This is a genomic window from Nostoc sp. (genome assembly GCF_036917675.1).
GTDB lineage: Bacteria > Cyanobacteriota > Cyanobacteriia > Cyanobacteriales > Nostocaceae > Nostoc.
This window is the reverse complement of sequence record NZ_JBALCT010000053.1, coordinates 190,938-203,115: the sequence shown is the minus strand read 5'-3', so window position 1 is coordinate 203,115 and position 12,178 is coordinate 190,938. Positions and strand designations below refer to the sequence as shown.

Genomic DNA, 12,178 nt, shown 5'->3' with positions numbered 1-12,178 from the left:
AAGGATTCAGCCTGAGTGTTTGGTATCGTATTCACTAAATCAGGATAAACTTTATGTATCGATTCCAGATCAGTGCATACACTCAAACGGGGGAATCCATTGGTCTAGTCGGTTCTACTCCAGAGTTAGGACTGTGGGACATTAGGAAATGTATCCACCTGCGGACAAGTGGCGATCGCTATCCTTTATGGTGGACAGATATAGAAATTGACATTCAACGATTTTTGGAGTCAGGCGATCGCCAAATAATTGAGTATAAATACGTACATTTAGATGAAAACGGCAACGCGCGATGGGAGAGCTTACTAGATACAAATCGCTGGATTCCGATTGACCCTAACGATCATTTCAGCACGATTATTGTGGATGATGGCGCATTCGGTTATTTACAGCCTTACCCCTTTGGATACATTCAGGAGCCTGCTGTCAAAATACCCCTGGATGAAAAGTCTGAAGGGTTAAAAATCGTAGTCATTGGCAGTTCCGTCGCATTAGGTCATAAAGCCTGGTTTTTGAGAGGTTGGGTTTGGTTGTTAGCACAGGCTTTACAGCAAAAATATGGGCATAAACTCGTGAATGTGTCGGAAGTGGGGGCGAATGTCAGCAGAACGATCGCTCGATTTCCCTCAGTTGTCACTCCAGAACAACCGGATATCGTGATCATTGCCCTGTCTCTGGGCAACGAAGGGTTAGCCCACTGTCGCCCTCAGCAACGGCGGATAATACAAAGGCGGTTTGAAAGTGGCTTGCAGCAGCTGGTGAAAATGACGCGCGACATCGGAGCAATTCCGATGCTGGGCGGAGTCTATCCCAATGGCGACTATTCCCAGGAACATTACTGGCTGATCCGAAACACACACAACCGGATGCTAAGTTGGGGCCTGACTGTACTGGATTGGTTGGCAGCCGTGGACGATGGGCAAGGACGATGGAAAGCAGGAACATCTTTCGACCCGGCTCACCCGAACACTATCGGTAACAGCCTCATGTATCAGCAGATCGACCAGCACCTATTCGACATCGACAAAGACGAATTGGCAAAAGAAAAACAACGCTTCCGGCAACCGAATGAACTTCCGATCTACTTTGACAATGGGGGCTTTCATGTCTCTGTATGTATCGAAGAGAAGCGTTTACGGATCATTAATCCATCACAATACAGCTACACGATCGCTCCCTATTGGCAGGAACTACAAACTGCACTGCAAAGTCAGGCCAGATTGATTCCAGGTATTTACATTGCGAAGGATACCCAGCCAGGGACGCTCCCCTTCTTTGCCGTGCAGGAGGATGGCGCGATCGCAACCACAGTAAACATCCCGCCTGATGCCGACCTAGAATATAGCGCCGCCTTCAATCTGTTTTCGCCGAACAACATTTTGTTCTATGACGGGCATCTGGGGATTTTGCAAGCGGACGAACACCACCTCTGGGTGATCAACGAATCAGACAACGAATACAACATCCAGCCAATGTGGCAGGAGGTTTGCAACGCACTTAAAGCCATGCCATCGGGTGTCTATGAAGATCCGCTTCATCCCGACATTCCCTTTGGCACCATGATTATTGGTAACAATGGGCTAGAAAGCCGGGTGAAAGCACCACCTAAGTCTGCGGTGTTTTTCCAATACAAATGCAAGTTATCGGATATCAGCCGTGTGGCCGTTCTTCCCCTTGGCGATCGCTGTGCTGTCCGCATGATGCTGTATAAGATGGAATATGATGGTCCCGCCTTCCCGTTTGATTTAACGCGCACCACCAATATTGCAGATGTTGCCGATGCGATCGAAAATGGTTTTGATGATATGTGGAACCCTGCCTTCCTGCACTACAGCCCCGATGCAGGCAGAATCTACCACAGTAAGTGGTCAGGTCTATCCTTTGCCCATGAAATCGAGGAGACAGACGACCCGACGGGTGATATGTCTCCCGTCCATGAACGGATGCGCCTTCGGTACACAGCACGCTCTGAAAGGTTTTGGTACGCACTGCGGCGCTGCGACAAAGTGCTTTTCGTCCGCACAGGAATTAGCGATCGCACTGGTGTGATAGATTTACTCAACAAGCTGCAAAAACAATGCCAGGGGAAACCATTTCATCTCTTGCTTCTTTCTCCCCAAAGCGATGATCAGTTTTTAGACCTTCCCAATGTGTTGCACTATAATGTCGAGTTTAATCCTGATCGCATGTATGAAGATTTGGGACACTGGATGTACTGCACAGAGGTGATGCGAGGAATTTTAGAATCCCTTCGGATATCTAGCAAAAACCTTTTCTGGTGTCCATCGAAACCTCCGAAGGATGTGTTTTATTAACCATATATTTCACTAACTTTGATTAATTTATTAACAAAAATTAGGATGACATACTAATACTAGAAATCATGTTTAACCAAGGGTTTGATTAGTGTATAACTCAATACGCTTGGGTTAGCGCCAAAAACCAAAAGCAGTGTAGGTTGGGGAGGCACTGCGCCTTTGCGGTTTCCTGACTTCTTCCTTGTGCGTCTCCCCGCAGGAGTTCCAAGTGGCGTTTGAGGAACGAAACCCAACATTTGTCGTCGTTTGTTGGGTTTCACGACCTTCAACCCAACCTACAATTATCCTTAACCCAAGCCTATTAGTGTATAACTTGTACAAGTTATACTAAAATATTTAATTCGTAACCTTTACCTAATAACTTTTGGTCTTTCATCTTTGGTGTGGCGTGATCCCATTTTAAAAATCTTTATAACATATGAATTGGCTGTAGTAGGAGCATACATCGTATCACCCTAGCTATATAAAGGTTGAAATCCTGCACGATGTCCAGAGTATTGGTATATGCTGTGTTGTTTCCTAAATTTTTGTGAGTCAGCTTTTTGAGACTTAACGGCAAAAGTCAGATTGGCATCCAGGTCTTGTGGCGAGGCTGGTTAAAATTATACAACCTTTATAGAGAGGGTTGCCAGTTTGCTAGAGAGACTTAACGGGAAAAGTCCTATCTAATGATAGTAGTAACTATGTCCTGGGTACACTAAACGATAGAAAGAAAATCTATGAGAACCAGATGCAATGTTAGTAGTATCAGATACAGTATTTCCTATACTTGGCTATCACATTACTGAGCAATTATACTTAGGGAAAAAAACCTTAGTTTATCGAGCTATCAGAGAAAAAGATCACCAATCATTTATTTTAAAATTGATGCGTAATGAAGATCCTAACTTCGCTGAAATTAATCAGTTTTGCAATCAATACACCATTACCCAAAATCTGGAAATTCCAGGTATAGTCAAGCCAATAAACCTCGAAAAATACCAAAATAGATATGTTCTAGTAATGGAAGACTTTGGTGGTATAGCCCTTAATCTCTGGCAGCAAGAACAGCAGGAAAAAGGAAAAAATTCTGTTTCATTGAGTGAGTTTTTCGATATTGCCATTGAAATTAGTGCAACCTTGGAAGGGCTACATCGCCATCGCATCATTCACAAAGATATCAAACCTGCCAACATTTTGATTCATCCCATAACAGGTAAGACCAGAATCATCGATTTTAGTCTTGCTACTTTATTACCAAAAGAAATTCAATTTCTCACAAATCCCAACGTGCTAGAAGGTACTCTAGCTTATATTTCCCCTGAACAAACAGGACGCATGAATCGAGGTATAGACTACCGTACCGATTTTTATTCCTTGGGTATCACCTTCTTTGAACTTCTGACTGGGCAGTTACCCTTTAGTACCACTGAACCGATGGAATTAATCTATTCTCACATTGCCAAAGAACCGCCAAATGCCAGCCAGATTAACTCCAATATTCCCACAATCTTATCTGATATTATCAGCAAGCTGATGGCAAAAAATGCCGAAGACCGATATCAGAGTGCTCATGGACTCAGATATGACTTGGAGAGATGTCAAAACCAATGGCAAGAGAAAGGAAATATTACAGTCTTTGAATTAGGGATTCGGGATATCTCAAACCATTTTGCCATTCCTGAAAAACTTTATGGTCGTCAAAGAGAGATTGAAATTCTACTCACTGCTTTTGACCGGGTGACAAGCGGAAGCACGGAAATGATCTTAGTCTCTGGTTACTCAGGTGTTGGTAAAACTGCTGTAGTCAACGAAGTCCACAAACCCATTGCAAGACAGCGTAGTTACTTTATCAAAGGGAAATTTGACCAATTCCAACGTGATATCCCATTGTCAGGGTTGGTGCAAGCTTTGCGGGATTTAATTGGGCAAATACTCTCCGAAACAGATGCCCAAATTCAACAGTGGAAAACCAAAATTTTATCGGCATTGAGTACGCAATCTCAGGTAATCATTAATGTAATTCCTGAACTTGAAATAATTATTGGCAAACAACCTCCATCTGCTGAACTTACTGGTAGTGCTGCTCAAAATCGCTTCAATTTATTGTTCCAGAGATTTATCCAGGTTTTCAGTACTAAAGAGCATCCTCTGGTAATCTTTCTGGATGATTTACAATGGGCAGATACGGCTTCCTTGAAGTTTATTCAATTATTAATTGATCGAAGTCCTTCTCCCATTGCTAAGAATGCAGAGAATATATATGAGAGTAAAGGTAGTTTGCTGCTAATTAGCGCCTATAGAGATAATGAAGTGTCAAATCTACATCCGCTATATTTGACACTACAAGAAATGGCCGAAACAGGAGCATTAATTAAGACAATCAAACTCTTACCTTTAAGTCAGATTGATTTAAATCATCTGATTGCTGATACGCTGCGTTGTGGAGAAGCCATTGCTGTGCCTCTGACTCAAATGGTGTTTATCAAAACTAAAGGCAACCCCTTCTTTGCATCTCAATTTCTCAAGTTATTGTATGATGATGGACTAATTAAATTAAATTTTGATGCTGGTCATTGGCAGTACGATATTACCAAAATTCAAACCTTATCTCTTACAGATGATGTAGTAGAATTTATGGGCATCCAAATAGAAAAATTGCCCATAAATGTACAAAATGTATTAAAAATATCTGCTTGTATTGGTAATGAGTTTGACTTAAGAACATTGTCAATTGTTAATGAAAAGTCTGTAATAGATACTGCATCAGATTTATGGCAAGCATTACTTGAAGGACTGATTGTACCTCAGAAAGATGGTTATAATCTTGCACCGGAAAATGATAGACAACTATTAAGCTTTTCAACTAGAGAATCGGAAAATTTATCATTTACTAATTCCCAATTAATTAAGTATAAATTCATACATGATAGAGTTCAGCAAGCAGCTTATTCTTTAATTCCCAAAGACCAAATCAAGCAAATACACTTAAAAATTGGGCTGCTTCTCTTGAAAAATACCCCAGTTGCTGAACGGGAAGAAAATATTTTTGAGCTTGTCAATCATTTTAATATTGCAGTTGAATTCATCACCGATCAAGCTAAACGTAATGAGTTAGCTGAAATGAGTCTGATTGCGGGACGTAAAGCTTTGGTATCAACAGCTTATTCTTCGGCACTTAAGTATTTAACTACTGGAATGGAGCTATTAGCAGATGATAGTTGGGATACAAAATACGATATCACCTTAGCTTTATATAATATGGCAGCAGAAGCGGCATATCTCAGTGGTGACTTTGAATATACAGAAAAATTTGTCCAGGTTGTGTTGGTAAAAGCAAAAACTCCACTAGATCAAGTTAAAGCTTATGAAGTCAAAATACAGTCTTATGGTGCACAAAGAAAAGAACTGGAAGCTGTCAATATTGCAAAAACCTTTTTGAAAACTTTGGGAGTAGAGTTTCCGACAAATCCCAGCCAATTAGATATTCAGGTAGAAATAGAGACAACATCTGCAAAATTGGCTAATAGACCCATTCAAGACTTAATTGAACTACCGGAAAATACAGAATCCCAACCACTGATAATCATGCGTATTCTATCTAGTGGAATTGCTCTTGCTTATACAGTTGCGCCAGAATTATTAGTGTTGATTATTCTGAAACAGATCAATTTATCTATCAAATTTGGTAATTCTCCTTTGTCTGCTTTTGCATATGTGATGTATGGAGTAATGTTGTGTGGGGTAATAGGAGACATTGATTCTGGATATAAATTTGGGAAACTGGCTGAGAGTTTGTTGCTTAATTTCCAAACAAGAGAAGTAAGTGGCAAGGTTATGGAAACATTTAATCATCTGATCAGACATTGGAAAGAGCATCTAAAGCAAACATTGAAACCTTTCCTTGAGGCTTATACTACTAATCTCGAAGTCGGAGATATGGAATTTGCAGCTTATGCTCTTTATGGTTACTGCCAACATGCATATTTTCTAGGACAAGAACTAGGAAAACTTGAACAAGATATAGAAACATATAGCCATACTATTAGGCAAATAAAGCAAGAAAGAGTATTTTATTGGAATGAAATATTTCGGCAGACAATCTTGAATCTTCGAGGAAATGTGAAAAATCCGCAGAGTTTAATCGGTGAAGTGTATGATGAGGATAGAATGCTACCACTTCATCTTAAAGCTAAAGATGGAGGAGCACTTTTTTTCCTATATTTCTGCAAACTTCACCTATGTTATCTGCTGGCTGATTACTCTCAAGCTCTTAAAAACACAGTAATGGTAGAAAAGTACTTATATGCTGTTATAGGCATGTTCGTTACTGTTCAATTCTATTTCTACGATTCATTGACGCATCTAGCAGTATATTCTGATTTCGAGGAATTTGAACAAAAACAAATCCTCGATAGAGTGACAGCAAATCAGAAAAAAATGCAAAATTGGGCAGTTCATGCTCCCATGAATCACTTGCATAAATTTCATTTAGTAGAGGCGGAAAGACATCAAGTTCTTGGTCAATATCTTGAAGCAATAGATAATTACGAGTCCGCTATTTCTCTTAGCAAAGAAAATGAGTACATTAACGAAGAAGCTCTTGCTTACGAATTAGTAGCTAAATTTTATCTCAAATGGGGTAAACAAAGAATCGCCCAACTCTACCTCACTGATGCCTACTATTGCTATGTTCGCTGGGGAGCATTAGCCAAAGTTGATGACTTGCAAAAACGCTATCCTCAATTACTTGTACCCATTATTCAGCAACAAAAACTTAGCCATTCTTACAATGAAAAAAACCTACCTGAACTGAGCATACATCTATCTACACTTAGCACTAAATCTACTCTGGTTACGAATGAAAATTTCATTGTTTCCAACACTAGTATTTCAGATATGTTAGATTTGGCAACTGTCATTAAAGCTTCTCAAGCAGTGTCTGGAGAGATTGAACTGGAGGCACTACTTTCTACTTTAATGGAAGTTTTAATGGAGAATGCAGGAGCTTCTAAATGTGTGCTGATATTGAGTGAAGCTAATAACTTAGACTTAACTATTACCGCAATTAGTTCTGGTTCCACTTTTGGAGCTACTCACACGGAGTTTTTATCTATTCCTTTAGAGTTCAGCGATTATGTTCCTATTTCTTTGATTAATTATGTCAAACGAACCCAAGAAATATTAGTAATTGATGACATCAAAGCTCAAGCTAATTTTGCGGTAGATAACTATATTAACCGTGAGAAACCAAAGAGCATATTATGTATTCCGATGCTGAATCAAGGCAAATTTATGGGGCTTATTTATCTAGAGAATAATTTAACTACAGGAGCATTTACACGCGATCGTCTAGAAGTTATAAAACTCTTAACTACCCAAGCCGCAATCTCTTTAGAAAATGCCATTCTCTATAACAATTTGACTGAAGCTAATGAGCGCTTGGAGGAATATAGTCATATACTAGAGGAAAAAGTGGTAGTAAGAACAGCAGAAATTAACGAAAAAAATCAACATCTGCAAGAAGCACTAGAAGAATTACAAAGTACCCAAAGTCAATTAATTCAAAGTGAAAAAATGTCTTCGTTAGGGCAAATGGTAGCGGGAATTGCCCATGAAATTAATAACCCAATCAATTTTATTCATGGTAATATTACTCACGCCAGTGACTATGTTCAAGAATTGCTAGATTTGATTAATCTTTATCAGCGAGAATATCCCCATCCCTCAGCAATAGTGGAGCAAAAAATTCAGGAAATGGATGTAGAATTCCTGATAGAAGACCTACCAAGGGTTATCGATTCTATGAACGTGGGAAGTTCCCGTATCCGAAATATTATTCTGAGCTTACGTAACTTCTCTCGTCTAGATGAATCGGAAATGAAGCCTGTAAATATTCATGAAGGCATCGACAGTACCCTAATGATTTTGCAGCACCGACTCAAGGAAAAGAGCGATCGCCCGGAAATTGAAGTCTTTAAAGAATACGCGCAACTGCCGGATGTTATTTGCTATGCTGGTCAACTCAACCAAGTGTTTATGAATATTTTAAGTAATGGGATCGATGCTTTAGATGAGTACAATAATGAAGGAGATTCTCCAAGCAAAAATCCTCAGATTCGGATTCGTACTGAACTAGGAGAAGCAAACACGCTGAAGATTCGGATTGCTGATAACGGTCACGGCATGACTGCACAGGTGCAGGAGAAAATATTTAATCCTTTTTTTACTACTAAGCCAGTAGGAAGTGGTACGGGGTTGGGGTTGTCAATTAGCTATCAAGTAGTGGACAAACACAAGGGTCAGTTAAGCTGTGATTCAACTCCTGGAAAGGGTACTGAGTTTGTGATTGAGATTCCAATGCAACAGTGACGCAAGCTGCCAATACTGGAAAATTTACAATACGGTTCGGTTGAGAACTTCACCGAACCGTATTAGGAAGATAAGCTGTTGCGTATTTACAGCAGAATTCAAGTATTTGAACCACATCTGTCGTAGGGGCACAGCAATGCTCATACGTGTCAACTTAAGCGCAAACCCTTTTAAAACTCGTTTCCAGCCTCTGGCTGGAAATGCAAATCAAAAGCGGCTCTGCCGCAAGTCTTGAGGCGGAGCCTCACATAGGCATTCCCAGTCAGAGACCATTGGTGACAACTTAAAGCGATGTCTACGACGGTCTACACCTACGCCAAAATGTCAAGTGGGGTATGGAGATAAGTCCAAAGGATCTCGCAATCGAGATTTGGGTTGATATTTAACAATTCCCAAATCTCGATTTTTAGGAGAAGTAAGATAAGCAATAAGGTCGTGGTCAAGTTCTCGATTAGAGGCACTAGAAATCGCTTAGACAATGCTTATTGTGATACGCAAGTCGCTTTGCACAACAAGCATTGTCTTCTCGATTTAATAATCGATGTAACTCTCGCACCGATGGTACTTGTCGCCACAGTAGTGTTAATATTGCTGCCACCATTAGAGGTAAACCCAGAATCCGATCGCCTAGTCCCAACTGCTGGTAATACGACAGTTGATTGTATACCAGTGGTCTTAATAGCTCCTCCATCCGCGCGGCTATGACTTCGTTTTCTGGCGCTGGTAAGTACCTGGACAGAATTAATTACATATTAGTTATTTACCAATTCTTTGCCAGTCAAGGATTTCAGTCCAGATTTTTGTGTAATTAATCTTGTCCGATTACTTATGTTTCTATCCCGCTTGTGGTCTGGGTTTCCCACTCTTGAATTGACCATCATTTTTTCCCTTCATCCACCTGTTGACAAGCTTACCTTTTTCTTAAGTTGTCACCAATGGGCGGAGTCTGGGAACGAGACAAATACACTTAATTTATCGAATCGCGGTAAGACCCCTGCCTCCCCTGCTTCCCCACCTCACTGTTAGAGTATTGCTCCCGTGGTGTCAGAGGCTTTGATTCTTCCTCCCTTTCCCTTGCTATTAAGGGGCTGGGGGTTAGGTTTGAAAGAAAGTCGTACACGGGGCGCTCATTACGAATTATTTTGGCGCATTTGTCTCCTGATTCGCTAGGCTATATATGCTGGTTCTTCTGAGACGTGCTATGGATTTTGAAAGCAAAGCCAATGCCCCAACTGCTACAGACAACATAGAGTTTGCTCAAACAACTACTACCCGTAAGCCACTGGAATTGTTGCGAGATACTGAGGCTTTCCTACGTCGCCCAACTGTAGCAACACTGTCGCCGATTTTGCCACCAAAACTGTGCAATAGATTCCAAGCAAGCTCATCTTTGGCAGATGATTCCTTTAAGGAACTGGTAGAAATTGACCTAGACACTATTAGTGATTTTGAACTGCGACCTGTACGAATTTGCGTTGGCTTCAGCTTTGTTGGTTTTGGGGCGCTGATGATATTAGTGCTGCTATTGTACTTAAACACGTTTCATCTAGAACTCAGCACGGTTGAAAAGATTCGGCAATATTGGTATCAATATGTTTGGTCTGTCAGCTTGGGTGTTACGGGGATGTTTATCTTGGGACGTGAAGCGATGCGTCCTATGCCAAAGTGACGAAAATGAATTTTGCATCAAAATTCTTTAATTAATAAATGATAATTTTTAGAAGTTAGCACTTCAAAATGTGCTTCGGTATAAGCAGCCGTTAGGAAATTTTATACATGAATCACGATGCTTTCATTGTTCCACCAGGTTCAAAAATTTCTCTGAAAAAAAACTATGACCCAGCTTATAAGACTGATTTTGATCAAAAAACTGATGCTGCAATCAAATTACAAACAGATATTGAACGATTAACAAATTACCAAAATATTCTCTATGCTCAAAACACCTATGCCTTGCTGATTATTTTTCAGGCAATGGATGCTGCTGGTAAAGATAGCACAATTAAACACGTTACCTCTGGTGTGAACCCGCAAGGATTTCAGGTGTTTAGTTTTAAGGAACCTAGTGCTGAAGAATTAGACCATGACTACCTGTGGCGAACAACGAAGGCTTTGCCAGAAAGAGGTCGAATTGGGATATTTAACCGTTCATACTATGAAGAAGTGCTTGTGGTTCGTGTCCATCCAGAAATGCTTAAAAAACAACAACTTCCCCATTTACCTGAGGGAAAAAAGATATGGAAACAGCGCTTTGAAGAAATCAATGATTTTGAAAAACATTTGGTAAATAATGGTGTGATCATCCTAAAGTTTTTTCTAAATGTCTCGAAATCAGAGCAGAAAAAGCGCTTTTTAGAACGGATTGAATCTGCTGAAAAAAATTGGAAGTTTTCAGATAGCGATGTTCAAGAACGAGCTTTTTGGGATGATTATATGAATGCTTATGAAGAAGTTTTTAACTATACTAGTAGTAAATGGGCACCGTGGTATATTATTCCTGCCGATCGCAAATGGTTTACACGCCTGACCGTTGCTAATATCATCTGCACAAAATTACAAGAACTAAATCTGCAATACCCGATAGTTAGTGAGGAACATAGGCAGCAACTGTTGCAGGCAAAACGCATTTTAGAGCAGGAAGATTAAGACATGAATTTAACAAAGTAAAGAAAGAAAGAAAGAAAGAAAGAAAGAAAGAAAGAAAGAAAGAAAGAAAGTTAAGTAAGTAAAGAAATGAAGAAAGAAAGTAAGTAAAAAGCACTGTATAATTTATTTAAATCTAACGATGAATAATTGTAAGTTAATTAATGCTATTTGCCAGGAAAAAAATTTAGCAGATAGTCATAGCCGTAAAATCATGATCCAGATGGCAGAAGATGGCAACAATCATCTACCTCACTTTACTAATGCTGCGTTTGATGTTGTGGCGATCGCAGCCTCAGCAGGCGGTCTGACTGCTTTAGCTAAAGTGCTATCGACTCTACCAAGAGAATTTACAGCCGCGATCGCCATTGTGCAACACCTCGGTCCCCAACACCGCTCGTTCATGGCAGAAATTCTGGCTCGGCGCACGACTCTTAGCGTGAAGCAGGCAGAAGAGGGAGATTGCCTTACCCCAGGAACGGCTTACATTGCCCCACCTAATCGTCACCTGTTAGTTAACGGTGATGGGACACTTTCCTTATCACAGTCAGAATTAGTACATTTTTTACGTCCTTCGGCTGACCTATTATTTGAATCGGTTGCAGCCACTTACAAAGATAGAGCGATCGCCCTTGTGCTAACTGGAACCGGTAGCGACGGTGCGATGGGAGTAGAAGCGATTAAAAAAATGGGCGGTACTGTCATTGTCCAAGATGTAGAAACCGCCGAATTTTCCGGGATGCCCTCCGCCGCAATTCAAACTGGCAACGTAGATTTTATTCTCCCCCTTGATAATATCTCCAGTACCCTGATGACTTTGGTTATGGGTAATGTTGAAATCAACTGAGATATTTATTAGTCCCAAC

At 40.4% G+C, this 12,178-nt stretch carries 7 protein-coding genes; 5 read left to right on the top strand and 2 right to left on the bottom strand.

Annotation, left to right across the window (positions count from 1 at the left end; genetic code table 11):
• Window positions 1–53: 53 nt before the first annotated feature.
• Window positions 54–2,315: a DUF1796 family putative cysteine peptidase gene (locus tag V7K31_RS20640; RefSeq protein ID WP_335096516.1), complete on the top strand. Its 2,262-nt coding sequence runs from the start codon at window positions 54–56 to the stop codon at window positions 2,313–2,315.
• Between the two features lie 59 nt (window positions 2,316–2,374).
• Here the strand turns inward: V7K31_RS20640 and V7K31_RS20635 are convergent, their stop codons facing one another.
• A complete protein-coding gene (locus V7K31_RS20635) occupies window positions 2,375–2,578 on the bottom strand; it encodes a hypothetical protein (RefSeq protein WP_335096514.1) in 204 nt (67 codons plus the stop codon).
• A gap of 475 nt (window positions 2,579–3,053) precedes the next feature.
• Between V7K31_RS20635 and V7K31_RS20630 the strand changes: the two genes are divergently transcribed.
• Complete coding sequence (locus tag V7K31_RS20630) at window positions 3,054–8,669, top strand: AAA family ATPase (RefSeq protein ID WP_335096512.1); 5,616 nt, start codon at window positions 3,054–3,056, stop codon at window positions 8,667–8,669.
• Between the two features lie 460 nt (window positions 8,670–9,129).
• Here the strand turns inward: V7K31_RS20630 and V7K31_RS20625 are convergent, their stop codons facing one another.
• Complete coding sequence (locus tag V7K31_RS20625; RefSeq protein WP_335096511.1) at window positions 9,130–9,360, bottom strand: hypothetical protein; 231 nt, start codon at window positions 9,358–9,360, stop codon at window positions 9,130–9,132.
• 510 nt (window positions 9,361–9,870) lie between these two features.
• On the opposite strand from V7K31_RS20625, the gene V7K31_RS20620 reads away from it, so the two are divergent.
• From V7K31_RS20620 to V7K31_RS20610, 3 genes are all read left to right on the top strand, one after another.
• Entirely contained in the window at window positions 9,871–10,338 is a 468-nt protein-coding gene (locus tag V7K31_RS20620) for a hypothetical protein (protein WP_335096509.1), read from the top strand.
• 107 nt (window positions 10,339–10,445) lie between these two features.
• A complete protein-coding gene (locus V7K31_RS20615) occupies window positions 10,446–11,315 on the top strand; it encodes a polyphosphate kinase 2 family protein (RefSeq protein WP_335096507.1) in 870 nt (289 codons plus the stop codon).
• 211 nt (window positions 11,316–11,526) lie between these two features.
• Window positions 11,527–12,159 carry a chemotaxis protein CheB gene (locus V7K31_RS20610; protein WP_335096641.1) on the top strand — a complete coding sequence of 211 codons (633 nt, stop codon included), beginning with the start codon at window positions 11,527–11,529 and terminating at the stop codon, window positions 12,157–12,159.
• Window positions 12,160–12,178 lie beyond the last annotated feature (19 nt).

Excerpts from the sequence above, each read along its gene's own strand:
- V7K31_RS20620 (WP_335096509.1), top strand. The coding sequence starts at position 9,871 with ATGGATTTTGAAAGCAAAGCCAATGCCCCAACTGCTACAGACAACATA.
- V7K31_RS20630 (WP_335096512.1), top strand. The coding sequence starts at position 3,054 with ATGTTAGTAGTATCAGATACAGTATTTCCTATACTTGGCTATCACATT.
- V7K31_RS20615 (WP_335096507.1), top strand. The coding sequence starts at position 10,446 with ATGAATCACGATGCTTTCATTGTTCCACCAGGTTCAAAAATTTCTCTG.
- V7K31_RS20625 (WP_335096511.1), bottom strand. The coding sequence starts at position 9,360 with ATGGAGGAGCTATTAAGACCACTGGTATACAATCAACTGTCGTATTAC.
- V7K31_RS20610 (WP_335096641.1), top strand. The coding sequence starts at position 11,527 with ATGATCCAGATGGCAGAAGATGGCAACAATCATCTACCTCACTTTACT.
- V7K31_RS20640 (WP_335096516.1), top strand. The coding sequence starts at position 54 with ATGTATCGATTCCAGATCAGTGCATACACTCAAACGGGGGAATCCATT.